This window comes from Micromonospora sp. ZG13 (assembly GCF_059359355.1).
This window is the reverse complement of record NZ_JCADBQ010000011.1, coordinates 103,629-127,091: the sequence shown is the minus strand read 5'-3', so window position 1 is coordinate 127,091 and position 23,463 is coordinate 103,629. Positions and strand designations below refer to the sequence as shown.

19 protein-coding genes, 1 tRNA gene and 1 other RNA gene are annotated in these 23,463 nt (G+C 71.8%); 14 read left to right on the top strand and 7 right to left on the bottom strand.

All coding sequences use genetic code 11. The annotated features are described in order from the left end of the window. Nucleotides 1-100: 100 nt before the first annotated feature. Both AC5L34_RS21745 and AC5L34_RS21740 read left to right on the top strand, forming a co-directional pair. Nucleotides 101-310 (top strand): helix-turn-helix domain-containing protein, encoded by a 210-nt coding sequence (locus AC5L34_RS21745; RefSeq protein WP_494826709.1) that lies wholly within the window; start codon nt 101-103, stop codon nt 308-310. Between the two features lie 16 nt (nt 311-326). Further along, a complete protein-coding gene (locus AC5L34_RS21740; protein ID WP_494826707.1) occupies nt 327-1,538 on the top strand; it encodes a tyrosine-type recombinase/integrase in 1,212 nt (403 codons plus the stop codon). Nucleotides 1,539-2,765: 1,227 nt separating this feature from the next. On the opposite strand, the gene AC5L34_RS21735 is transcribed toward AC5L34_RS21740, so the two are convergent. Beyond that, nucleotides 2,766-2,850, bottom strand: a tRNA-Ser gene (locus AC5L34_RS21735). 82 nt (nt 2,851-2,932) lie between these two features. Here AC5L34_RS21735 and ffs point away from each other — a divergent pair. Both ffs and AC5L34_RS21725 read left to right on the top strand, forming a co-directional pair. After that, nucleotides 2,933-3,022, top strand: an RNA gene (gene ffs / locus AC5L34_RS21730) — signal recognition particle sRNA small type. A 107-nt stretch (nt 3,023-3,129) separates the two neighbouring features. Then, entirely contained in the window at nt 3,130-5,979 is a 2,850-nt protein-coding gene (locus AC5L34_RS21725) for a DNA polymerase III subunit gamma and tau (RefSeq protein WP_494826705.1), read from the top strand. 157 nt (nt 5,980-6,136) lie between these two features. Here AC5L34_RS21725 and AC5L34_RS21720 read toward each other — a convergent pair whose 3' ends face one another. Next, the gene (locus AC5L34_RS21720; RefSeq protein ID WP_494826703.1) at nt 6,137-7,210 is read right to left on the bottom strand and encodes a DUF2332 domain-containing protein; all 1,074 of its coding nucleotides are present in this window, start codon (nt 7,208-7,210) and stop codon (nt 6,137-6,139) included. A gap of 159 nt (nt 7,211-7,369) precedes the next feature. Here AC5L34_RS21720 and AC5L34_RS21715 point away from each other — a divergent pair, with 159 nt between their 5' ends. From AC5L34_RS21715 to AC5L34_RS21685, 7 genes are all read left to right on the top strand, one after another. Beyond that, nucleotides 7,370-7,678 (top strand): YbaB/EbfC family nucleoid-associated protein, encoded by a 309-nt coding sequence (locus tag AC5L34_RS21715; protein ID WP_441176934.1) that lies wholly within the window; start codon nt 7,370-7,372, stop codon nt 7,676-7,678. 7 nt (nt 7,679-7,685) lie between these two features. Then, entirely contained in the window at nt 7,686-8,279 is a 594-nt protein-coding gene (gene recR, locus AC5L34_RS21710) for a recombination mediator RecR (protein ID WP_089003014.1), read from the top strand. Nucleotides 8,280-8,597: 318 nt separating this feature from the next. After that, nucleotides 8,598-10,262 (top strand): ABC transporter substrate-binding protein, encoded by a 1,665-nt coding sequence (locus AC5L34_RS21705; protein ID WP_441176857.1) that lies wholly within the window; start codon nt 8,598-8,600, stop codon nt 10,260-10,262. Between the two features lie 78 nt (nt 10,263-10,340). Next, nucleotides 10,341-11,345 (top strand): ABC transporter permease, encoded by a 1,005-nt coding sequence (locus tag AC5L34_RS21700; protein ID WP_441176858.1) that lies wholly within the window; start codon nt 10,341-10,343, stop codon nt 11,343-11,345. Continuing rightward, nucleotides 11,342-12,298: an ABC transporter permease gene (locus AC5L34_RS21695; RefSeq protein WP_441176859.1), complete on the top strand. Its 957-nt coding sequence runs from the start codon at nt 11,342-11,344 to the stop codon at nt 12,296-12,298. The genes AC5L34_RS21700 and AC5L34_RS21695 overlap by 4 nt, the downstream gene beginning before the upstream one ends. 63 nt (nt 12,299-12,361) lie before the next feature. After that, complete coding sequence (locus AC5L34_RS21690) at nt 12,362-13,534, top strand: ABC transporter ATP-binding protein (RefSeq protein WP_494826700.1); 1,173 nt, start codon at nt 12,362-12,364, stop codon at nt 13,532-13,534. Then, on the top strand, nt 13,531-14,634 hold the full coding sequence (locus AC5L34_RS21685) for an ABC transporter ATP-binding protein (RefSeq protein ID WP_441176861.1): 1,104 nt from the start codon (nt 13,531-13,533) through the stop codon (nt 14,632-14,634). Before AC5L34_RS21690 ends, AC5L34_RS21685 begins: the two co-directional genes overlap by 4 nt. Nucleotides 14,635-14,695: 61 nt before the next feature. Here the strand turns inward: AC5L34_RS21685 and AC5L34_RS21680 are convergent, their stop codons facing one another. Together AC5L34_RS21680 and AC5L34_RS21675 are read right to left on the bottom strand one after the other, a co-directional pair. After that, the gene (locus AC5L34_RS21680) at nt 14,696-15,151 is read right to left on the bottom strand and encodes a hypothetical protein (RefSeq protein ID WP_441176862.1); all 456 of its coding nucleotides are present in this window, start codon (nt 15,149-15,151) and stop codon (nt 14,696-14,698) included. After that, the gene (locus AC5L34_RS21675) at nt 15,133-15,798 is read right to left on the bottom strand and encodes an HNH endonuclease family protein (protein ID WP_089003021.1); all 666 of its coding nucleotides are present in this window, start codon (nt 15,796-15,798) and stop codon (nt 15,133-15,135) included. Before AC5L34_RS21675 ends, AC5L34_RS21680 begins: the two co-directional genes overlap by 19 nt. 108 nt (nt 15,799-15,906) lie before the next feature. Between AC5L34_RS21675 and AC5L34_RS21670 the strand changes: the two genes are divergently transcribed. Beyond that, complete coding sequence (locus tag AC5L34_RS21670; protein WP_494826697.1) at nt 15,907-17,343, top strand: MFS transporter; 1,437 nt, start codon at nt 15,907-15,909, stop codon at nt 17,341-17,343. A 42-nt stretch (nt 17,344-17,385) separates the two neighbouring features. Here AC5L34_RS21670 and leuA read toward each other — a convergent pair whose 3' ends face one another. From leuA to AC5L34_RS21655, 3 genes are all read right to left on the bottom strand, one after another. Further along, entirely contained in the window at nt 17,386-19,137 is a 1,752-nt protein-coding gene (gene leuA / locus AC5L34_RS21665; RefSeq protein ID WP_494826695.1) for a 2-isopropylmalate synthase, read from the bottom strand. Between the two features lie 237 nt (nt 19,138-19,374). Next, complete coding sequence (locus tag AC5L34_RS21660; protein ID WP_441176865.1) at nt 19,375-19,926, bottom strand: nitroreductase family protein; 552 nt, start codon at nt 19,924-19,926, stop codon at nt 19,375-19,377. Between the two features lie 85 nt (nt 19,927-20,011). Then, nucleotides 20,012-20,848 carry a hypothetical protein gene (locus AC5L34_RS21655; protein WP_441176866.1) on the bottom strand — a complete coding sequence of 279 codons (837 nt, stop codon included), beginning with the start codon at nt 20,846-20,848 and terminating at the stop codon, nt 20,012-20,014. A 223-nt stretch (nt 20,849-21,071) separates the two neighbouring features. Here AC5L34_RS21655 and AC5L34_RS21650 point away from each other — a divergent pair, with 223 nt between their 5' ends. Both AC5L34_RS21650 and AC5L34_RS21645 read left to right on the top strand, forming a co-directional pair. Then, the gene (locus tag AC5L34_RS21650; protein WP_089003025.1) at nt 21,072-22,337 is read left to right on the top strand and encodes an aspartate kinase; all 1,266 of its coding nucleotides are present in this window, start codon (nt 21,072-21,074) and stop codon (nt 22,335-22,337) included. A 5-nt stretch (nt 22,338-22,342) separates the two neighbouring features. Further along, the gene (locus AC5L34_RS21645; protein ID WP_357722441.1) at nt 22,343-23,404 is read left to right on the top strand and encodes an aspartate-semialdehyde dehydrogenase; all 1,062 of its coding nucleotides are present in this window, start codon (nt 22,343-22,345) and stop codon (nt 23,402-23,404) included. The last annotated feature ends 59 nt before the right edge of the window (nt 23,405-23,463 follow it).

The following is a 23,463-nucleotide window of genomic DNA, read 5'->3' as shown; positions in this document are numbered from 1 at the left end:
CCTCCACCGATTTGCTCGCTCCACCCACCAACTGAACCTTCGCACGCCGAGAACGCCCGCCACCGGCGCTCTCAGCACAACGGAACTACGGGGAGAAGTCGTGTCCACGTCAGAAAACCGCGTCGTCCTGACCATCGAGGAAGCCGCCCAACGACTCGGCATCGGCCGCACCACCATGTACGCCCTTATCAAGGCCGGACAGATTCGCACCGTCACCATCGGCCGACTCCGCCGGGTGCCCACCTTCTGCTTGGACGAGTACGTGCGCAACCTGCTTGCCGAACCGACGCCCCTCGACCGCGCCGCCTGACGAAAGGAACTGACCAATGGGACGCAAGCCAAACGGCGCATCCAGCATCTACAAGGGCGGTGACGGCTACTGGCACGGTCGCGTCACGGTTGGCGTGCAGGACAACGGCAAGCCGGACCGGCGGCACGTCCAAGCGAAGACCGAGGCCGAGGTGATCCGTAAGGTTCGCGCGCTCGAACGGGAGCGAGACAACGGCACGGTTCGAAAGCCGGGGCAGCGCTGGACGGTCGAAAAGTGGCTAACGCACTGGGTAGAGAACATCGCCGGTCCGGTCGTTCGTACGAACACCCTCGACGGCTACCGGGTGGCGGTCCGCAAGCACCTTATTCCTGGTGTCGGCGCCCACCGCCTCGACCGCCTAGAGCCGGAGCACCTGGAGAAGCTCTATGTGCGGATGATGGCCAACGGCAGCGCGGCCGGCACCGCTCATCAAGCACACCGGACGATCCGCACGGCGCTCGGCGAGGCGGTGCGGCGCGGGCACCTTTCGCGGAATCCTGCCGCGCTGGCCAAGCCGCCCCGCCTCCCGGATTCCGAGGTACAGCCGTACTCCGTCCCCGAGGTGCAGGCGATCCTTCGCGCGGCGGCATCACGGCGGAACAGCGCCCGGTGGGCCGTAGCGCTCGCCCTTGGACTGCGCCAGGGCGAAGCGCTCGGCCTGAAATGGCCGGACGTGGATCTGGACAACGGTGCGCTTACCGTGCGCCGTGCGCTTCTGCGGCCGAGATGGCGGCACGGGTGCGACGGAAAGTGTGAGCAGAAGTTGCCCGGCCAGTGCCCCGACCGGGTGAACGAACGTCCGGTAGCGGCGGACACCAAATCGCGCGCCGGTCGTCGCTCCATCGGCCTGCCAGATGCCCTGGTCGAGCTGCTCCGACAGCACCGGAAGGAACAGGACACCGAGCGCGAAACTGCCGCCCAGCTCTGGCGCGACGAGGGCTGGGTGTTCGCCTCACCGACCGGCGAGGCCATCCACCAGGCGACCGACTACGACGAGTGGAAACGGCTGCTCAAGCTTGCCGGAGTGCGGGACGGCCGGCTGCACGACGCTCGGCACACTGCCGCCACCGTGCTCCTGGTCCTGGGCGTCTCTGGTCGCGCGGTGATGGGCATCATGGGCTGGTCCAACTCGGCGATGGCCGTCCGGTACCAGCACATGACCGACCAGGTACGTCGGGATATAGCCCAGCAGATCGGAGGACTGCTCTGGGGTAAAGAGAAGGAGTGATGCGAGTTGGGGCCGGCAGTTGCCGGCCCCAACTGATTGTATTGCTATATATGTTTGAATTGTTCGGTCGATAGCTCCGGTGGCGGAACATCGCCGAAATTGTCGCCACCTTTCCTGCGTTCACGTAGCTCGTAGTAGCTAGTCACGTCTGAAACGGCATATATTGGTCCATTCGGGGTGCGGGTAAGTGGACGAGGGAAGTCTGGGCGCGCCGCGAGTTGTCGAGCCCGTTGGCGCGAAACTCCGAGCATAGTTCCAACTTCGGCAAGCGTCATCACTGGCGGGATGGCTTGAGGCAGTTCTGCAGGATGTGTGGTCACGGAGGTTACTCGGTCTTTCGACCCGCTACCCGTCGCAATCTTCCTGAGTAGTTCCAGAGCTGCCCTCAGGGCGGCCAAGTGGTCTGTGCACTTGACCTGCTTCCTTATGAGTAGCGTTGGTCCTGACCTGCGATCTACCTCCACAAGGCTCAGTCCCAGTCCGGACCCCTCGGCCTTTAGCCTCGCGAGGATGGACGGTGTGCTCTCGAACTCAGCCTTGATGATCCAGTGATTAGTCACGAGTGCCTCTGTCTTGCTCGTGCTCTACTCAGCTATCCAATGACTTAGGAAGCCATGTAGAACGGGTGCGGCGACGGTGGTAAGGAACATGTCCCCGGTTCGGTGCTGAACCGCTGCGGCCCCTGCAAGACATACAACGCTAATGGCGAAGAATCGAACGGAGAGGGTTCGTCGCCCGGAAGGTGTCTTGCCGGTGAGGGGTTCCATCGGCCGGTTGGGGGGGAGTATCCTCACGGAGGCTCCTTCTTCTGTTTGAGTGCGGGTGGGGGAGCATAACGGCGCCCGAGGTGCAACTCGGGCGCCGTTGCCATCTTAAGCACATATCGTCACCCTTAAGTCGGACACAGAGTGCGACAGGGTCTGGAGCTAAGGGAAATAGTGCAGCATCCTCGGATGCCGCTCTTGTCAAGGACAAGTAATCGGCTTGTCGCTGACAAGGGGGAAGTTCGCCCCGGTGCCAGAACGCTGGCATCGACCCCCGGAGGATGATCTGGCCTGCCGCGCGACCGGACCTGCTGAGGGCTTGGCCGAGGCAGCAGCCAGACGGGAGGGGTGGCGGGAGGCGTCGCGAGGCTACTGAGACGACAACTGAGACGGGACGGCCGTCGAGGCGACAGAGGGCCGGTCCCCGATGGGGCCGGCCCTCGCGTTCGTGCTGCTCAGCGAGCGGAGGATACGAGATTCGAACTCGTGAGGGTGTTAACCCAACACGCTTTCCAAGCGTGCGCCCTAGGCCTCTAGGCGAATCCTCCGCAGACGAGGATACAGGTCCCCGGCGGGTGGGCCACCCCACCACCCCCTGAAGATCGACGCGGCGTCGGGTAGGGTTGGCGGTACCTCCCGTGCGGCGGTATCTCGTGAACCTCCCCAGGGCCGGAAGGCAGCAAGGATAAGCGGGCTCTGCCGGGTGCACGGGAGGCCTTTTTGTCTCCGGGTCCCGGTAACGTCCCTGCGGGTCAGGTCACGGGGTGGTGGGTGGTCACCCGCGCCCGACCGGCGCAGAATGGCTCGGTCGAGAGGAGGCGGGACGAGTGGCACTGGCGCTCTACCGCAAGTACCGGCCGCGCACCTTCGCCGAGGTCATCGGGCAGGAGCACGTCACCGAGCCGCTGTCGCAGGCGCTGCGCAGCGGGCGGCTCAACCATGCCTACCTCTTCTCCGGCCCACGCGGCTGCGGCAAGACCTCCAGCGCCCGGATCCTGGCCCGCTCGCTCAACTGTGAGCAGGGGCCCACCCCGGAGCCGTGCGGGCAGTGCGAGTCGTGCCGCGAGCTGGCCACCGACGGCGGCTCGATCGACGTACTGGAGATCGACGCGGCCAGCCACGGCGGCGTCGACGACGCCCGCGAGCTGCGCGAGAAGGCGATCTTCGCGCCGGCCAAGAGCCGCTTCAAGATCTACGTCATCGACGAGGCGCACATGGTCTCGTCGGCCGGCTTCAACGCCCTGCTCAAGCTGGTCGAGGAGCCGCCGGAGTACGTCAAGTTCATCTTCGCGACCACCGAGCCGGAGAAGGTCCTCGGCACGATCAAGTCGCGGACCCACCACTACCCGTTCCGGCTGATCCCGCCGAAGGTGCTCCGGCCCTACCTGGAGCAGCTCTGCGAGGCCGAGGGCGTCGCCGTCGAGCCGGCGGTCTTCCCGCTGGTGGTGCGCGCCGGCGGCGGCAGCGCCCGGGACAGCCTCTCCGTGCTCGACCAGCTCATCGCCGGGGCCGGGGCGGAGGGGGTCACCTACTCCCGGGCCGCCGCCCTGCTCGGCGTCACCGACGCCGCCCTCATCGACGAGATGTGCGACGCGCTGGCCGCCGGCGACGGCGCGACGGCGTACGCGACCGTCGACCGGGTCGCCGAGGCCGGGCACGACGCGCGCCGGTTCGCCTCCGACCTGCTGGAGCGGCTGCGTGACCTGATCGTGCTCCAGCAGGTGCCCGACGCCGCCGCCAAGGGCCTGATCGACGGCCCGGCCGACCAGATCGAGCGGATGGCCGCCCAGGCCCAGCGGCTCGGTCCGGCGACGCTGTCCCGCTGCGCCGACATCGTGCACAACGGTCTGGTGGAGATGCGCGGCACCACCGCGCCCCGGCTGCTGCTGGAGCTGATCTGCGCCCGGATGCTGCTGCCCGGCGCCGACGACAGCACCGGCGGCCTGCTCCAGCGCCTCGAACGCATGGAGCGCCGGCTCACCCTCGCCGGCACCGACGCGCCGCCGGCCGCCGCCGGTCCCGCGCCGGTCGCCGCTCCTCCTCCCGTACGCCCCGACACTCCCGCCCCGACCGCGGCTGCCGCCGCGCCCGACCCGTCGCCCGCCGGCCCGCCGGCGGCTGCCGGTGCCCCGTCCGGGGCCGCGGCCGCCCGCGCCGCGGCTCTGGCCGCCACCGGTTCCCGTACGGCGCAGGCAGCCCCGGGCGCCACGGAGCCGGTGGGCGCGCCCGCCGATGCTCCCGCCCGCCGCCCGGTGCCGGCCTCGGCGGTGATGCCCGACCCGGCAACCCCCGCCCCGCCCCGCCCCGGCGCGGCTCCGGCCGGCCCCCTGGACGCCGTCGCGGTGCGCCGGGTCTGGCCGGACATCGTCGCGAAGGTCAACCGGATCAAGAAGCCGGCGGCTGCGCTGATGCGCGACGCGGTGGTCCGCGACGTGGACGGCGACACCCTGGTGCTGACCGTCAAGTCGCCGGTGCTCGCGCAGATGATGGGCAACCACACGTCGGTGCTGGCCGAGGTGCTGTACGAGGAGTTCGGCGGCCGCTGGCAGATCCGCTGCGAGGTGGCCGGCGAGCGGGGCGGCGCGTCGCCCGGTGGCTCGTCCCGTTCCGCCGCCCCGGCCCGCCCGGCGTCCCCGCCGTCGGCGGCCCCTGTTCACCAGGACCGAGCCGCTGCCGGCCCGTCCGGCAGCGGCATGCCGGGCGGCCCAGCCGGCGCGGACGGCCCAGTCGGCGCGGACAGCCCAGCCGGCACGGGCGGCCATGTCGGCTCGGGCGGTCCGGCCGGCACGAACGGTCCGAGCGGTCCAGGCGGTCCGAGCGGCTCAGCCGGTTCGAGCGGCCCAGGAGATCAGGGCGGTCCGAGCGGTCCAGGTGGTCTGAACGGTTCGGCCGGTTCGAGCGGCCCAGGAGATCAGGGCGGTCCGAGCGGACGGGCGGGCACGAACGGTCCGAGCGGTCCAGGTGGTCTGAACGGTTCGGCCGGCACGGGTGGCCCCGGTGGTGCGGCCGGCGGGTCCGGTGGCGCCAGCGGTCCGCGTGCAGATGCGGGCGGCCAGGGGCAGGTGACCCGGCCCGCCTCCGGCGCTGGTGCGTCGGGGCCTGGCGGTGCTCCCGCCGCCGACGAGGCCGAGGACTGGCCCGAGCCGGCCCGCCCGGGTGGCGCGGCCGGAGGCGCGGACGACTGGCCGGAACCGGCTCGGCCGGGCGGCACGCCCACCGCCACCTCGACGGCCGGCGCGGCGACGGGCAGCGCATCGGCTTCCGCACCGACGGCTGGTGCGGTGTCGGCCGTACCGAAGCCGGCCGCCCCCTCTGCGGCTCCGCAGCAGGCCGCGCCCGCCGGCCCCCCGGTGAGCAGCGCGATCGCGGCGGCACGGGCGGCTGCGGCGGGACGTGGTCCGCGTACCGGGCAGGCTGCCCGGAAGACCGCGGACGCCGACTGGGCCGGTGAGCCGCCGTACGACCCGGACTTCGACGGCCCGCTGCGCGGCGGCACGGGACGCCCCGGCGGCGCCGCGCCGGCGGCCCCGAACTTCGAGGGCTTCGACCCGGGCGACGAGCCGCTGGACGAGGTCATCGACGAGAAGACCGCGCGCGAGTCCAGCGAGGAACAGGCGGTACGGCTGCTCCGCGAGGCGTTCGGCGCCGAAAAGATCGACGAGGTCGACGCCCGCTAGCCGACCCGCCGCTGCCGCAGCCGGGGGCACGCCTCCCCGGCCCCGTAAAAGCGAATCGCGGCAGATCTTGGTACGGAACGGCCCCTCCAGGGGCGCTCAGGTACCAAGATCTCCAGCGATGGCGTACCGGGCGCGGTGGGCACGGCTCGGTGGGTCGTCAGGTGGGCCAGGCCGGGAGGCCGTGGGGGTGTGCCTCCGCCAGCAGTCGTTCCGGCCCACTGCCGAGCCGGGCGCGCAGCTGGAAGTCGTTGCGGGCCTCCCGGGGGTGGGGCTCGAAGGACAGGTGGGCCACCGGCGCGTCGGCGCTGCCGGCGGCGGCCAGCCGGTCCAGTTCGGTGGTGACCCGCGCCCACTCCTCGGCCGGCACGTACTGCCGCATCACCGAGTGCCACACGACGGTCAGCGTGCCGGGACGCGGGGTGATGCCGGCGAGGAAGTCGGCCGCCCCCGCCGCGACGACCCGCGCCGGCAGCCGCCGGGCCAGCTCCAGCGCGCCGGTCAGCCGGGCCGCGCGGGCGGTGTGCTGCGGCCAGACGTACGCCCGCAGCGCGAGCGCGTCGTCGGGGTCGCCCGGGTCGAGCGGGGTGAGGTCGCAGCCGATGCGCTCCACGACGGTCAGCTCGGGGTACGTGCCGGCCGCCTCCCGCAGCCAGTCGGGCGCTCCGCCCCGCCAGGCGTCCGGCAGGCGCACCGGGGAGTCGGCCGGGCCCCAGGCGAAGCCGGCGGCCTCGACGCGGAACTCGTCGGCGCGCAGGTTCAGCCCACCGCTGGCGCCCAGCTCGACCAGGCGTACCGGCAGCCCGCCCGCCTCGTGCACGGCGTGCAGCAGCCCGGCGAGCAGCAGGTTGGCCCGGCCCACCTCGTTGGTCTGGGGCGGGCGGCGCAGCCAGCCGCGCAGCGTGTCGTGCTCGGCCTCGACGACCGTCCGGAACGCGGTCCAGCAGGCGGGGGCGTCCGCCGGCCGGTACGCCCCGCCGGCGCTGGGATAGAACCGGGCCAGCTCCGGCGCCCGGCCGGAGAGCACCAGCGCGTGCACGCCGCCGAGCAGGCGCAGCGACACGACGTCGTCGGCGGGCGCGTCCTCGTACCCCGTGATGGCGGTGGCGCACGGACCGCCGGCCCGGACGTCTGCGGCGGCGCGCGTCAGCAGGTCGGCGTAGAGCCCGGCGTCCATGGCCGCGCAGGCCCGCGCCTGCCGTTCGATGGCCGCCGCGGCCTGTTCCCGGGACATCCACCACCTCCGTCCGGTCGGTCCCGTGATCGTGCGCCCGGACCCGCCGCGGGGGAAGCACCGGGCGGGGCGAGGCTGCTCACAGCCGATAGGCTGAGCGGCGGCCGAGCAGACGAGTGCGAGAAGGAGCCATCCGTGCGCCCAGGTGGACAGCCGAACATGCAGCAGATGCTGAAGCAGGCGCAGAAGATGCAGCAGCAGATCGCCAAGGCGCAGGCCGAGCTGGCCGAGGCGGAGCTGACCGGCACCGCCGGCGGTGGCCTGGTGACCGCGACCGTCGCCGGCACCGGCGAGCTGAAGTCGATCAAGATCGACCCGAAGGCGGTCGACCCGGAGGACGTGGAGACCCTGGAGGACCTGGTGGTCGCGGCCATGCACAACGCGGCCGAGGCGGCGCGGCAGCTGACCGAGCAGAAGATGGGTCCGGTCACCGGCGGCATGGGCGGCCTCGGCCTGCCCGGTTTCTGAGCGGCAGATGTACGAGGGCGCCATCCAGGACCTGATCGACGAGTTGGGGCGGCTGCCGGGCGTGGGCCCGAAGAGCGCACAGCGGATCGCGTTCCACGTCCTGTCCGCCGACCCGGCCGACGTCAACCGGCTGGCCGGGGCGTTGCGCAAGGTCAAGGAGCTGGTGCGGTTCTGCACCAGCTGCTACAACGTGGCCGAGTCCGACCGGTGCCGGATCTGCCGGGACCCGCGCCGCACCGACGAGGTGCTCTGCGTGGTCGAGGAGCCCAAGGACGTGGTGGCGATCGAGCGCACCGGCGAGTTCCGGGGCCGTTACCACGTGCTCGGCGGAGCGATCAATCCGCTGGAGGGGATCGGGCCGGACAATCTGCGCATCCGCGAGCTTATGGCCCGGCTCAGTGACGGCACGGTGCGGGAGCTGATCCTGGCCACGGACCCGAACACCGAGGGCGAGGCGACCGCGACGTACCTGGCGTTGATGGTCAAGCCGATGGGCATCTCGGTGACCCGGTTGGCGAGCGGCCTGCCGGTCGGCGGCGACCTGGAGTACGCCGACGAGATCACGCTCGGTCGGGCCTTCGAGGGCCGTCGCGCCGTCTGAGTTCCTGTCATGGCCGGCACCGGATCGCGGTGCCGGCCATCGTCGTACGGTGCCCGCGCGTCCACTGTGGGTTCTGACATGAGGGCGATGCAGGCGACGATCGATGTAACAAATCTGCATCGGTCAAACCGGGCATTGCGCCCCTATGATGGCGGTCCGGAACGGCCCCTGCGGCGGGCCGCATCGGTTAAGACACGATCCGGTACCAACCGGTTCCGCGTAGGTTTCCCGTCGGTCCGAACGACGGCTAAGGTCACGGCGATCGGTGACCCCTGTCACCACGATTGTCCGTAACCCCAAGGACGAGGTGAAGCACCCATGCGTGCATCCAGGCCGAAGGTCGCGCTCGCGGCCGTCGCGGTCGCGGCCCTCGCGGTAGCAGGCTGCGCCGAGAGCGACCGCGATGACAGTTCCGGCGGTAGCAAGAAGGACACCCTCGTCTTCGGCGTAGCCGGAGACCCGAAGGTGCTCGACCCGAGCTTCGCCAGCGACGGTGAGTCGCTGCGCGTGGCGCGTCAGGTCTTCGAGACGCTGGTCCGTCCGGAGGAGGGTGGCACCAAGGTCACCCCCGGCCTGGCCGAGTCCTGGACCCCGGACGCCGCGGGCACCACCTGGACCTTCAAGCTGCGCTCCGGCGTGAAGTTCCACGACGGCACCGAATTCAACGCCGAGGCGGTCTGCAAGAACTTCGACCGCTGGTACAACGCCAAGGGCCTCATGCAGAGCCCGGACGTGACCGCCTACTGGCAGGACGTCATGGGCGGCTTCGCCAAGAACGAGAGCCCGGAGCTGCCGCCGAGCCTCTTCAAGTCCTGCACCGCCAAGGACGCCACCACGGTCGACCTGGCCTTCACCCGGGTCTCCAGCAAGATCCCGGCCGCACTGATGCTGCCGTCGTTCTCGATGCACAGCCCGACCGCGCTGGAGAAGTACGACGCCAGCAACGTGGGCGGCACCGCCGAGGACATCAAGTACCCGGCCTACGCGACCGCGCACCCGACCGGCACCGGTCCGTTCAAGTTCAAGTCGTGGGACGTCGCGAACAAGACGCTGACCATGGAGCGCAACGAGGACTACGCCGGCACCAAGGCCAAGCTGAAGACCCTGATCTACAAGACGATCTCGGACGAGAACGCGCGCAAGCAGGCGCTGCGCTCCGGCGACATCCAGGGCTACGACCTGGTCGGCCCGGCCGACGTCGAGCCGCTGAAGGGTGAGGGCTTCAACGTCCTGACCCGCCCGGCGTTCAACGTCCTCTACCTGGGCATCAACCAGAAGGGGAACCCGAAGCTCGCCGACGTGAAGGTCCGCCAGGCCATCGCGCACGCGCTGAACCGGCAGGCTCTCGTCGACTCGAAGCTGCCCCCGGGCGCCAAGGTCGCCGAGAACTTCATGCCGGACACCGTCGACGGCTGGAACGGCGAGGTCACCAAGTACGACTACAACCCGGAGAAGGCCAAGCAGCTCCTGGCCGAGGCCGGTGCGACGAACCTGACCCTGCGGTTCCACTACCCGACCGAGGTCACTCGGCCGTACATGCCGAACCCGAAGGACATCTTCGAGCTGCTCTCGGCGGACCTCAAGGCGGTCGGCATCACCGTCCAGGCCATCCCGCTGAAGTGGAGCCCGGACTACCTGAACGCCACCACCTCGGGTAACAAGCACGACCTGCACTTCCTGGGTTGGAGCGGTGACTACGGCGACGCCTACAACTTCATCGGCACCTTCTTCGACCGGCCGAAGGCCGAGTGGGGCTTCACCAACCCCGCCCTCTTCGCCCAGTTCAAGGACGCTGACACCACCGTCGACGCGGCGGCCCGGACCGAGAAGTACAAGGCCCTGAACAAGGCCATCATGGACTTCCTGCCCGGTGTTCCGGTGTCGCACTCGCCGCCGGCGATCGTGTTCGGCAAGGACGTGACCGGGGTCAAGGCGAGCCCGCTCACCGACGAGCGGTTCTCCACCGCCGAGTTCAAGTCCTGATCTGACGCTCCGAGTCGTGGGCGGGCGCTGTTTCGGCAGCGCCCGCCCACGACCCTCCGTACCCCTTTCGAGGCCGCCGTGTTCCGGTTCATCGTCAGACGCCTGCTCCAGCTGATACCCACGCTGTTCGGGCTCTCCCTCCTGCTGTTCATCTGGCTCCGCCGACTGCCCGGCGGTCCCGAGACCGCCATCCTCGGTGAGCGTGGGACGCCCGAGATGCGCGCCCAGATCCGGCGCAACATGGGCCTCGACGAGCCGATCCTGGTGCAGTACGGCCGGTTCGTGCGGCGGCTGATCCGCCTGGATCTGGGCACCTCGACCTCCACCAAGCGCACCGTCGTCACCGAGTTCGTCGAGCGGTTCCCCGGCACGGTCGAGCTCTCCATCACGGCGATGCTGATCGCGGTCGGCGTCGGCATCCCGCTGGGCTACCTGGCGGCCCGCCGCCGCGGCCGGATGCTGGACCACCTCTCCGTGGGCGGCTCCCTGATCGGCATCTGCATCCCGGTCTTCTTCCTCGCGTACGTGCTCAAGGCGATCTTCGCGGAGAACCTCGGCTGGTTCCCGGCGAGCGGCCGGCAGGACCCGACGCTCGGGGCGACGCGGGTCACCAACTTCTTCGTCCTCGACGGTCTGATGACCCGGGAGTGGGACGCCGCCGCCGACGCGCTCTGGCACCTGGTGCTGCCGGGCGTCGCGCTGGCCAGCATCCCCCTGGCGATCATCGTCCGGATCACCCGGGCCAGCGTGCTGGAGGTCCTCAACGAGGACTTCGTACGCACCGCCGAGGCGAAGGGACTCACCGAGAGCACGGTCCGGCGCCGGCACGTGCTGCGCAACTCCATGCTGCCGGTGGTCACCTCGATCGGCCTGCTCACCGGCGGCCTGCTCTCCGGCGCGGTGCTGACCGAGACCGTCTTCGCCTTCAGCGGCATCGGAGCCTTCATCTACGAGGCGATCAGCCAGCGTGACTATCCGGTCCTGATGGGCTTCATCCTGATCATCGCGGTGGTGTACGTGCTGGTGAACCTCCTGGTCGACCTCTCCTACAGCCTGATCGACCCGAGGGTGAGGGTCCGATGACGATCACCAGCGGCAAGAAGAAGGAAAAGATCGACCGGCTCGCCGAGCTGGCGGCCCGGGAGGACGAGCGCGGCGTCAGCCTCTGGAAGGAGGCGTTCCGCCGGCTGCGGCGCAACCCGGCGGCGATCGTCGGCGCGGTGATCCTCAGCCTGTTCCTGCTGGTCGCCATCCTCGGGCCGTTCTTCGTCCCGTACGCGCCCGACGCCCAGCTCTGGAAGAGCGAGATCCGCCTCGGCGAATTCCCCGGATTCCGGGGCGAGAACTGGTTCGGCGTCGACCACATCGGTCGCGACGAGTTCAGCCGCATGATCGTCGGCGCCCGGCAGACCCTGCTGGTCGGCGTGGTCTCCACCCTGATCGGCCTCGCGGTCGGCTCGCTGATCGGCGGGATCGCCGGTGCCGCCGCCGGCCTCGGCGGCCGGTGGGGCCGGGCGGTCGACAACGTGCTGATGCGGTTCGTCGACATGCTGCTGGCCATGCCGAGCCTGCTGCTGGCGATCAGCATCGCGGCCCTGCTCGGCGCCGGGCTGACCACGGTCATGATCGCGGTCGGCGTGGTGTCGGTGCCGGTCTTCGCCCGGCTGCTGCGCGGCTCGATGATCTCCCAGGCGAACAGCGACTACGTCCTGGCCGCCGTCTCGCTGGGCGTCAAGAAGCCGAAGATCGCGCTGACCCACGTGGTGCCGAACTCGCTCGCCCCGGTCATCGTGCAGGCCACCCTCACCCTGGCCACCGCGATCATCGAAGCTGCGGCGCTCTCCTTCCTCGGCCTCGGCAACAACGACGCCTCCATCCCCGAGTGGGGTGTGATGCTCGCCGACGCGCAGCAGTACCTCGACTCCGCGCCCCGGCTGGCGATCCTGCCCGCCCTCGCCATCATCGTCACCGCGCTGGGCTTCACCCTGCTCGGCGAGGCGATGCGCGAGGCACTCGACCCGAAGCTGCGGAAGTAGGGCCGGTGAGCGCGAGGAGTGCGCTGACGAGCCCCGCAGTCGCGAACGAAAGGCGGGCCCGACATGGCTCTGCTTGATGTCGAAGATCTCTCCGTCACCTTCGCCCGGCGCGGTCAGCGCACCGTGCACGCCGTCGACGGGGTCTCCTTCTCCGTCGACGCCGGCGAGGTGGTCGGCCTGGTCGGCGAGTCCGGCTGCGGCAAGAGCGTCACCTCGCTGGCGATCATGGGTCTGCTGCCCAAGCAGCCGGGCCTGCGCGTCGGCGGCAAGGCGGTCTTCGACGGCACGGACCTGCTCCAGCTCGACGACCGGTCCCGGCGGGACATCCGTGGCCGGGACGTCGCGATGATCTTCCAGGACCCGCTCTCGTCCCTGAACCCGGTGATCCCCATCGGGTTGCAGGTCACCGAGGTGCTCACGCGGCACCGGGGGATGAAGGGCGCGGCGGCGGAGAAGGAGGCGGCGGCCCTGCTGGACCAGGTCGGCATCCCCGACCCGAAGCGGCGGCTCAAGGAGTACCCGCACCAGCTCTCCGGCGGCATGCGGCAGCGTGCCCTGATCGCGATGGCCGTGGCCTGCAAGCCCCGGCTGCTGATCGCCGACGAGCCGACCACGGCGCTGGACGTCACCATCCAGGCGCAGATCCTGGAGCTGCTCAAGGAGCTGGTCCGGGACTCCGGCACCGCCCTGGTGATGATCACCCACGACCTGGGCGTGGTCGCCGGGATGTGCGACACGATCAACGTGCTCTACGGCGGCCGGGTGGTGGAGACGGCCCGCCGTCGCCCGCTGTTCCGCGAGCCCCGGCACCCGTACACCGTGGGGCTGCTCGGCTCGGTGCCGCGCCTGGACGCCGGGCGCGGCGAGCGGCTGAACCCGATCCCGGGCTCGGTCCGCGACCTCCTGCCCTGGCCGGACGGCTGCGCCTTCGCGCCGCGCTGCGCGCGGCGGGTCGACGAGTGCGTGGGGGAGCCGCCCGCGCTGGTGCTCGCCCACGACGGACGCAGCTACCGTTGCGTCAACCCGGCGCCGGTGCCCGGCACCCTGCCCCCGCCGGCCGGCACCGGCACCGCCCCGGCAGAGCCGGCAGCCCCGGCCACCGCCGCCCCGGCCGCCGCCACCGCACCGGCGACCGACGCCCCGGCCACGGTCGCCACCGCACCGGCGGCGGACGCGTCCGCGACGGAGGCGACCGCGGGCCCGGTGCCCGCACCGCGCGAGGAGGAGAAGCCGTGACCGAGAGCGAATTCCTCGTCGAGGTTCGCGACCTGAAGGTGCACTTCCCGATCCGACGGGGCGTGATCTTCGACCGTACGGTCGGCCACGTGAAGGCCGTCGACGGCGTCGACCTGAGCATCCCGCGCGGCAAGACGTACGGGCTGGTCGGCGAGTCGGGCTGCGGCAAGTCGACGCTGGGTCGGGCGCTGCTCCAGCTCACCCCGCCCACCGGCGGCGAGGTCAGGTTCGACGGCGTCGAGCTGACGACGCTGCCGTCGGGCAAGCTGCGGTCGATGCGTCGCCGGATGCAGATGATCTTCCAGGACCCGATGTCGAGCCTGGACCCCCGGCAGAACGTCGAGTCGATCCTCACCGAGGGGTTGCAGGCCCACGGCATCGGCGGCGACCGGGACGAGCGCCGGAAGATCATCGGCGAGACGCTGGACAAGGTCGGCCTGCCCCGCTGGGCGCTCTCCCGCTACCCGCACGAGTTCTCCGGCGGCCAGCGGCAGCGCATCGGCATCGCCCGGGCGCTGGTGCTCGGGCCCGACCTGATCGTCGCCGACGAGCCGGTCTCCGCGCTCGACGTGTCGATCCAGGCCCAGGTCGTGAACCTGCTCGACGATCTCCAGGACACCCTCGGCCTGACGTACCTGGTGATCGCGCACGACCTCGCGGTGGTGCGACACATCTCCGACACGGTCGGCGTCATGTACCTGGGCGCGCTGGTCGAGGAGGCGCCGAGCGACCGGCTCTACACAGAGCCGCTGCACCCGTACACGCGGGCGCTGATGTCGGCGGTGCCGGTGCCGGACCCGGACGTGGAGGACCGCCGGGAGCGCATCCTGCTCGCCGGCGACCTGCCCTCGCCGGCCAACCCGCCGGCGGGCTGCCGGTTCCACACCCGTTGCCCGTGGGCGCAGCCGACCCGCTGCGCCGACGAGCGGCCCGCGCTGCGGGACATCGGCGGCAGCCGGGTCGCCTGCCACTTCGCCGAGCGGATCGCCAGCGGGGAGCTGCGCCCGCACAAGGTCAGCGTGCAGCTCACCCGACCGGCCGGCGAGGGCGAGGAGCCGCACACCGTCTCCGCCCCCAGCGAGCCGGGCTCGTACGTCTGATCCGCGTCGCGGACGCGGCCCCTCGACCGGAGGGCCGCGTCCGGGCGGGCGGCCGGTGGGGTCAGCCCTCGGGGCGGTGCAGCAGCGCGACCGCGATGCCGTGCACCGCGTCCAGCCCGGCCGGGTCGGCCAGCGCGACCCTGCCGCCGGTGACCGTGTACCACTCGTCGGCGTCCTTGTACTGCACCGTCAGCGTCACCTGGCCGTCCGCGTACCCGGTGCGCAGGGTCAGTTCGCCGGTGACCACACCGACCTCGTCGGTCATCACCCCGCCCGGGCCGGGCACGACGTCGGCCGTACGCTCCGTCGCGGCGGTCGAGGTGCCCTCGGCGTCGGCGGCCATGCCGGCCCCCGGCACCCCGGTGGTCGTGCCCGCCGCGCCGTCCGCCGTCATGCCGGCCGTGGTCGGTCCGGCCGGCGCGCTGCCGGTGGCCGCCGCCGCGTCCTCCCCGGTGGCGTCCGGCGTCTGCTCCGGGGCGGGGGTGCCCCCGGCTCCGGTCACGGCTTGCTCGCCCATGTGCAGCCCTCCAGCATGTCGGTCAGGGCGGCCTTCTCGGCACTGGTCACCGTCAGCCGCCAGTGGTGCTTCACCGTCACCCAGTTGTCGGCGTACTGGCACCAGAACGACCGGTTCGCAGGCTTCCACTGGGACGGGTCCTGGTCACCCTTTGCCCGGTTGGAGGACGCGGAAACCGCGATGAGCTGCGGCCGGTCCAGATCGTTGGCGAACTCGCCACGCTTCGCGTCGTCCCACTCGTCGGCACCCGAGCGCCACGCGTTCGCCAACGGCACGGTGTGGTCGATGTCCACGTCGGACGGGTCGGTGAACGCGCGGCCGTCGTAGACGCTCTCCCAGTGGCCGCCCACCACGTTGCAGCCGGAGAGCTTGATGTCCTCCCCGTCGCGTTTCAGCACGCTGTCGCGTACGTCGCAGTTCTTGCCGGTGTCCCGCCAGTGCGGGAAGCGGCTGCGGCTGTAGCCCTTCATCGACCCGGCGGTGGCCACGGTGAGCTGGGTCAGCTTCTGCGCGGCGTTTCCGCCGCTGCCACCGCTGCTCGGCGCGACGTCCGGCTCGTCGGCGGCGACGCAACCGGCCGCGCCGAGCGCCAGCGCCGCGGCGAGCGCGGCCGTCACTGCGGCGCGCGGTCCTGATCTGGTACGCACAGACGACACCTCTCCAGCTTGCGGGCTCCCGGCGATCCCGCACAGTACCCGGGCCGGGTTTCGGCGATTCGTGGCGTCTCTCATATCCCCCGGGGCAGATTGGACGCCATGACCGAAACCGCGCCCGCGCTCCGGCTGGGCACCGCGCACGGGCGGGGCACCCTGCTCGCCGCCGTACTCGCCTCCGGCATGGTCTTCCTGGACACCACCGTGGTCAACGTGGCGCTGCCCCACCTCGGTGCGGACCTCGACGCCACCGTCGCCGGTCTCCAGTGGACGGTCAACGGCTACCTGCTGATGCTGGCCGCCTTCGTCCTGCTCGGCGGCGCGCTCGGCGACCGGTTGGGGCGGCGGCGGGTCTTCCTGGTCGGGGTGGTCTGGTTCACCCTCGCCTCGCTGCTGTGCGGCCTGGCCCAGGGCACCGAGTGGCTGATCGCGGCCCGGTTCCTCCAGGGCGCCGGGGGCGCGCTGCTCACCCCGGGCTCGCTGTCGGTGCTCCAGGCCAGCTTCCACCCGGACGACCGGGGTCGCGCCATCGGCGCCTGGTCGGGACTGTCCGGCGTATCCACCGCGCTCGGCCCGTTCCTCGGCGGCTGGCTGATCGACGCGCTCTCCTGGCGGTGGATCTTCTTCCTCAACCTGCCGCTGGCCGTGCTCGTGCTGCTGGCGACCCTGCGCTGGGTGCCGGAGAGCCGGGACGAGGCCGCGTCCCGCACCGGGGCGGCGGGGCGGGGCCGCCGCCGGTTCGACGTGGCGGGCGCCCTGCTCGGCGCGCTGGCCCTGGCCGGCGTCACGTACGCGCTGATCGACGCCCCCGTCCGGGGCTTCGACTCGGTGCCGGTGCTCGCCGCCGCGCTGGCGGGCGTGGCCGGCGCGGTGGCCTTCGTGCTGGTCGAGCGGCGACGGGGGGACGCCGCGATGCTGCCCACCGGACTGTTCGGCAGCCGGCTCTTCTCCGTGCTGAACGTCTTCACCGTGCTCGTCTACGCGGCGCTCGGCGGCTTCACCTTCTTCCTCGCCGTCTACCTGCAGAACGTTGTCGGCTGGTCGGCGCTGCTCACCGGGGTCGCGCTGCTGCCGATGACGGTGTTGCTGCTGGTCGGCTCGGCCAGGGCGGGCGCGCTGTCGGCGCGGATCGGGCCGAGACTGCCGCTGACCGTCGGGCCGGTGGTCGCCGCCGCCGGGCTGGTGCTGCTGCGTGGCGTCGATCCGGACGCGTCGTACTGGCGGGACGTGCTGCCGGGGGTGGTGCTGTTCGGGATCGGGCTGACGCTGGTGGTGGCGCCGCTGACCGCCTCCGTGCTGGCCGCGGTCGACGACCGCTTCGCCGGCGTGGCGAGCGGCTTCAACAACGCCGCGTCCCGGGCGGGCGGGCTGCTGGCGGTGGCCGCCCTGCCGCTGCTGGTCGGGCTCTCCGGCGCCGGCTACGCGCAGCCGGCCGCGCTCACCGACGCGTACCGGGGCGCGATGCTCTGGTGCGCCGGCCTGCTGCTGGCGGGGGCGGCGATGGCCGTCCTGCTCGTGCACCGCCCGCCCCGCGAGTGAGGAAGGGCACCCCTGCCTGAGCGGGGTGCCCTTCCTCGTCCGTCAGGCGCGGGCGCGGTTGACGGCGCTCGTCACGGCCTTCACGGAGGCGGTGACGATGTTGGCGTCGGTGCCGACGCCCCAGACCGTACGACCGTCGACCTCGCACTCCACGTACGCGGCGGCCTGCGCGTCCCCGCCGGAGGAGAGCGCGTGCTCGTGGTAGTCGAGCACCCGTACCGCCACGCCCACCGACTGGAGCGCGTTGACGTACGCGTCGATCGGGCCGTTGCCGACCGCGGTCAGCGAGCGGGGCTCCCCGCCCAGGCCGACGCGGGCCTCGATCTCGACCTTGCCCTCGGCGGTGCCGATGGCGTAGCCGTCCAGGGTGAGCGCCGGGTCGACCTGGTGGTCGAGCAGGTAGTGCGTGGCGAAGATCTCCCACATGGTGCCCGGGTCGACCTCGCCGCCGTCGTGGTCGGTGACCTGCTGGACCACGCCGGAGAACTCGATCTGGAGTCGGCGCGGCAGGTCGAGCTGGTGCTCGCTCTTCATGATGTACGCGACGCCGCCCTTGCCGGACTGCGAGTTGACCCGGATGACCGCCTCGTAGGTGCGGCCCAGGTCCTTCGGGTCGATCGGCAGGTAGGGCACCGCCCAGGTGTGCTGGTCGATCGGCACCCCGGCCGCCGCCGCGTCCTTGGCGAGCGCGTCGAAGCCCTTCTTGATCGCGTCCTGGTGGGAGCCGGAGAAGGCGGTGTAGACGAGGTCGCCGGCGTACGGGTGGCGCTCGTGCACCGGGAGCTGGTTGCAGTACTCGACGGCCCGCCGCACCTCGTCGATGTTCGAGAAGTCGATCATCGGGTCGACGCCCTGGGAGAACAGGTTCAGCCCGAGCGTCACCAGGTCGACGTTGCCGGTGCGCTCGCCGTTGCCGAACAGGCAGCCCTCGACCCGGTCGGCGCCGGCCAGCAGCCCCAGCTCGGCGGCGGCCACGCCGGTGCCCCGGTCGTTGTGCGGGTGCAGGCTCAGCACCAGGCTGTCCCGCCGGGGCAGGTGCCGGTGCATCCACTCGATCGAGTCGGCGTAGACGTTCGGCATGGCCATCTCGACGGTGGCCGGCAGGTTGACGATCAGCTTGCGGTCCGGGGTCGGGTCGACCACCTCGATGACCTTGGCGCAGACCTCCAGCGCGTACTCCAGCTCCGTGCCCGTGTAGGACTCGGGCGAGTACTCGTAGTGGATGTCCGTGTCCGGGGTGTGGATCTCCGCGTACTTGCGGCAGAGCCGCGCGCCCTGGGTGGCGATGTCGGCGATGCCGTCGCGGTCCAGCCCGAAGACCACCCGACGCTGGAGCGTGGACGTCGAGTTGTAGAAGTGCACGATCGCCCGCCGCGCGCCGCGCAGCGACTCGAACGTCCGGTCGATCAGGTGCTCCCGGCACTGGGTGAGCACCTGGATCGTGACGTCGGAGGGGATCAGGTCCTGCTCGATGAGCTGCCGTACGAAGTCGTAGTCCGTCTGGCTCGCCGAGGGGAAGCCGACCTCGATCTCCTTGTAGCCCATCTGCACCAGCAGCTGGAACATCCGGCGCTTGCGCTCCGGCGACATCGGGTCGATCAGCGCCTGGTTGCCGTCGCGCAGGTCCACCGCGCACCAGCGCGGCGCGGCCTCGACGTGCCGGGTCGGCCAGGTGCGGTCGGGCAGGTCGATCCGGAACTGCTGCTGGTACGGCTGGTAGCGGTGGTACGGCATCCGGCTGGGGCGCTGCCGGGCGATGGGATCGGTGTCAGCGTCGGTGACGGGTTGAGCCATGACGGAGTGCTCCCTGGAACATGTGGCGTCAGCAATCGGAAGGTGTCGGCCGGGTGCCGGGCGACGGTGCCCGGGCGGTTGCCGATGGAAGGTTCGGATGTGCTGGACGGCGCGGTTCGACTCCGCGACGAGGTGCCGGCCTTCAGGCCTCGTCGCGGCGACCAAGGAGGAGGTACGCCTGCCACATGACCAGGTAACCCTACGTGGCCGGCCGGGGGGCGGGAAGGCCGGTCCGAACTATGAGACGCACTTCGCAGGCTCGCTGGTCAGCAGCAGGTCGGCCAGGGGGAGGCGCCGGCGTAGGCCGGTCTCCGACCGCAGCAGGTCGGCGGGGAGGCTCAGCGGGTCGCCGAGCTGCCCGACGGCCGCCACCACGTGCGGCCGTACGTCCCCCGGCAGGTCGAGGTCGGCGGCCAGGCCGGCGTGGTCGAACTCGTGCAGTTGGCGTACGTGCAGGCCGAGCGCCGTGGCCTGCACGGTGAGGTGGGCGACCGCCTGGCCCAGGTCGTACGCGTGCCCGGCGGGGCCGGTGCGGTGCGCGCCGAGCAGCAGGGCGGCGGCGCGCTGCGCCCAGCGCTGGTCGGGGTCGGGCAGGTTGACCAGGATCCGCTTGAACGTCTCGTCGTCGCGGTGCCCGAGCGCGAACCGCCACGGCTGGGCGTTGCCGGCCGACGGCGCCCAGCGGGCCGCCTCCAGCAGTGCGGCCGCGTCCTGGCGGGACAGCTCCGCCACCGGGTCGAAGGACCGGGGGCTCCAGCGGAACGCGAGCAGCGGGGTGAGGTCGGCCATGGGGCTAGTGTCCCGTAAGGGCGATTAGGGGGTTAGGGGTGGGATGTCCGAATGTGGCGAAGGGCACCCGTAACGTCACCGCCGGTCAGGGCGTTCCCGCGCCCGGGCTCGTGGCCGGTTCCGTGGTCGGCTCCGGCGTCGCCGTGCCGAGCGGCTCGGCGTCGACCACCGGCCCGGCCAGCTGGACCGTCGCCGGGGCCGGCGCGGGCGTGCCGGCGAGCAGCAGCGTGCCGGACGCGGTGTGCACCGCCGTGGGCGTGCCGTCGGGGTCGTAGCAGTAGATCCCCACGTCCAGCGGCGCGTTGATCGACGCCGACGTGGTCTCGACCGAGTAGCAGGCCCCGGCGGCGCCGGGCGGCGGCTGGGCGGGCGACACGGCGAGCGGGGCCCGCCGGTCGGTCAGCACGTCCAGCCAGTCGGTGAACGGGTGCTGCACGCGCGGGTCGACCCGGCGGGGCACGGCCTCGTCGCGATCGCCGAGGCGTACGCAGGTCGCCGGCTCGGGCCGGGCGGCGGACGGCAGGGCGCACTGGAACAGCCCGTCGGCGGTGGCGGCGAACGAGACGTCGGCGCTCCCGCCGAGCGCGCCGCCCGGCACGTCGACCCGCCAACTGCCGTCGTTCGCGCTGGTCACCAGGATCGTCCGGTCCGGGGACCCCGGAGCGCGCAGCGTGTAGCTGGCGACCAGGTGCCGGTCCTGGGCGGCGGCCGCCAGCGCGGCCAACTCGTCGCGTGCCGCGTCCATGCCCGCCGGCACCGGCGCCGAGGTGGGTGTGGGCCGGGGGGCCGGCAGGTCGGCGGTGCAGGCGGCGAGGAGCGCGGGCAGGGCGAGCGCGAGCGCGGTGGCGAGGCGTCTGGCCGGACGCGCCGACGCGCGCGCGGGCTTCGCGGGAAGGCCGGCCGGGCGGAGATGGGCGTGCACGGGGCCATTCTGCGGCCCGGGAAGCACGCGCGTGCGCCCCGCCGCGCGCGGCGTCCCGGCGTGTCGCGCACCACCCCGCCCCGGGCGGCGGGGCCGGATCGTGGGATCACCCGACCCGGCCGGGTCGGGCGACCGATACCCTGGGTGCGTCTGACACGCGCCGCCGGCTGAACTCCGGCGGCGTCGGCACGCTCAGGGTCGTCGCTGGAGGGAGCGCACCGTCGTGGCACTCGTGGTGCAGAAGTACGGCGGATCCTCCGTCGCCAACGCCGAGCGGATCAAGCGGGTGGCCGAGCGCATCGTCGCCGCCCGCAAGGCCGGCGACGACGTCGTCGTGGTGGTCTCCGCGATGGGGGACACCACCGACGAGCTGCTCGACCTGGCCAACCAGGTCAGCCCGCTGCCGCCGGGCCGCGAGCTGGACATGCTGCTCACCGCCGGGGAGCGGATCTCCATGGCGCTGCTCGCCATGGCCATCCACAACCTGGGGTACGAGGCCCGCTCGTTCACCGGCTCGCAGGCCGGCGTGATCACCACGTCGGTGCACGGCCGGGCGCGGATCATCGACGTCACCCCGGGCCGGCTCAAGGGCGCGCTCGACGAGGGCGCGGTTGTCATCGTCGCCGGTTTCCAGGGCGTCTCGCAGGACACCAAGGACGTCACCACGCTGGGCCGGGGCGGCTCCGACACCACCGCCGTGGCGCTCGCCGCCGCGCTGCACGCGGACGTCTGCGAGATCTACACCGACGTGGACGGCGTCTTCAGCGCCGACCCTCGGATCGTCCCGAACGCGCGGCACATCACCCAGATCACGTACGAGGAGATGCTGGAGCTGGCCGCCTGCGGCGCCAAGATCCTGCACCTGCGCAGCGTGGAGTACGCCCGCCGGGCGGGCTTGCCGATCCACGTCCGTTCGTCATACTCGACCAACACCGGCACGATGGTCACCGGATCGATGGAGGACCTTCCTGTGGAGCAAGCACTGATCACCGGGGTCGCCCACGACCGCAGCGAAGCCAAGATCACGATCGTGGGGGTGCCCGACGAGCCGGGCGCCGCCGCGCGGATCTTCGACACCGTGGCCGGCGCCGAGATCAACCTCGACATGATCGTGCAGAACGTGTCCACCGAGGGCACGGGCCGCACGGACATCTCCTTCACGCTGCCCAAGGCCGACGGCCCGACCGCCATGGCCGCCCTGAGCAAGATCCAGGAGTCGGTCAAGTTCAAGGGCCTGCTCTACGACGACCACGTCGGCAAGGTCTCGCTGATCGGGGCCGGCATGCGCTCGCACCCCGGCGTCGCGGCCGGCTTCTTCGCCGCCCTCGGCGCGGCCGGGGTCAACATCGAGATGATCTCCACCTCGGAGATCCGCGTCTCCGTGGTCTGCCGCGACACCGACCTGGACGCCGCCGTGCGTGCCATCCACGAGGCCTTCGACCTCGGCGGCGACACCGAGGCCGTCGTCTACGCGGGGACGGGACGGTAGCCACCGTGTCGCCGCTGCCCACCCTGGCCGTGGTCGGGGCGACCGGTGCCGTCGGCACCGTGATGTGCGAGCTGCTCAGCGGCCGGAAGAACGTCTGGGGCGAGATCCGGCTGCTCGCCTCGGAGCGCTCGGTCGGGCGGCGGCTGCGCTGCCGGGGCGAGGAGTTGACCGTCCAGGCGCTGACCCCGGAGGCGTTCGACGGCGTCGACGTGGCGATGTTCGACGTCCCCGACGAGGTCTCCGCGCAGTGGGCGCCCGTCGCGGTCAGCCGCGGGGCCGTGGCGGTCGACAACTCCGGCGCCTTCCGGATGGACCGTGACGTGCCGCTGGTGGTGCCGGAGATCAACCCCGAGCAGGTACGCAACCGGCCGAAGGGGATCATCGCCAACGCCAACTGCACCACCCTGGCGATGATCATCGCCATCGCCCCGCTGCACCGCGAGTACGGGCTGCGCGAACTCGTGCTCGCCTCCTACCAGGCGGCCTCCGGCGCCGGACAGGGCGGCGTGGACACCCTGCACGCCCAGCTCACCAAGGTCGCGGGGGACCGGGTGCTCGGCTCCCGCCCCGGCGACGTACGCCAGGCGGTCGGCGACGACGTGGGCCCGTTCCCCGCGCCGCTGGCGCTCAACGTGGTGCCCTGGGCCGGCTCCCTGGTCGACGCGGGATGGTCGTCCGAGGAGATGAAGCTGCGCAACGAGTCGCGCAAGATCCTCGGGCTGCCCGACCTCAAGGTCTCCGCCACCTGCGTACGGGTGCCGGTGGTGACCGGCCACTCCGTCGCGGTGCACGCGGTCTTCGCCACCGAGGTGGACGCCGAGGGCGCCCGCGAGGTGCTGCGGAACGCGCCCGGGGTGATCCTGGTCGACGACCCGGGGGCGGGCGAGTTCCCCATGCCCATCGACGCGGTCGGCACCGACCCCTCGTGGGTGGGCCGGATCCGCCGTGCCGTCGACGACCCCCGTGCGCTGGACTTCTTCGTCACCGGCGACAACCTCCGCAAGGGCGCCGCCCTCAACACGGCCCAGATAGCCGAACTCCTCGCCAAGGAACTGACCCCCCGCTAACCCCTCCCTCTCGCGTCGATCATGGCTGCGCGGGACCTCGACGGCCGGGCGGTGTTGGT

Bases quoted from the DNA above. Each gene is read 5' to 3' on its own strand.
- recR (WP_089003014.1), top strand. From the start codon at position 7,686: ATGTACGAGGGCGCCATCCAGGACCTGATCGACGAGTTGGGGCGGCTG.
- AC5L34_RS21680 (WP_441176862.1), bottom strand. From the start codon at position 15,151: ATGGGCGAGCAAGCCGTGACCGGAGCCGGGGGCACCCCCGCCCCGGAG.
- AC5L34_RS21670 (WP_494826697.1), top strand. From the start codon at position 15,907: ATGACCGAAACCGCGCCCGCGCTCCGGCTGGGCACCGCGCACGGGCGG.
- AC5L34_RS21720 (WP_494826703.1), bottom strand. From the start codon at position 7,210: ATGTCCCGGGAACAGGCCGCGGCGGCCATCGAACGGCAGGCGCGGGCC.
- AC5L34_RS21705 (WP_441176857.1), top strand. From the start codon at position 8,598: ATGCGTGCATCCAGGCCGAAGGTCGCGCTCGCGGCCGTCGCGGTCGCG.
- leuA (WP_494826695.1), bottom strand. From the start codon at position 19,137: ATGGCTCAACCCGTCACCGACGCTGACACCGATCCCATCGCCCGGCAG.
- AC5L34_RS21715 (WP_441176934.1), top strand. From the start codon at position 7,370: ATGCAGCAGATGCTGAAGCAGGCGCAGAAGATGCAGCAGCAGATCGCC.
- AC5L34_RS21740 (WP_494826707.1), top strand. From the start codon at position 327: ATGGGACGCAAGCCAAACGGCGCATCCAGCATCTACAAGGGCGGTGAC.
- AC5L34_RS21660 (WP_441176865.1), bottom strand. From the start codon at position 19,926: ATGGCCGACCTCACCCCGCTGCTCGCGTTCCGCTGGAGCCCCCGGTCC.
- AC5L34_RS21690 (WP_494826700.1), top strand. From the start codon at position 12,362: ATGGCTCTGCTTGATGTCGAAGATCTCTCCGTCACCTTCGCCCGGCGC.
- AC5L34_RS21695 (WP_441176859.1), top strand. From the start codon at position 11,342: ATGACGATCACCAGCGGCAAGAAGAAGGAAAAGATCGACCGGCTCGCC.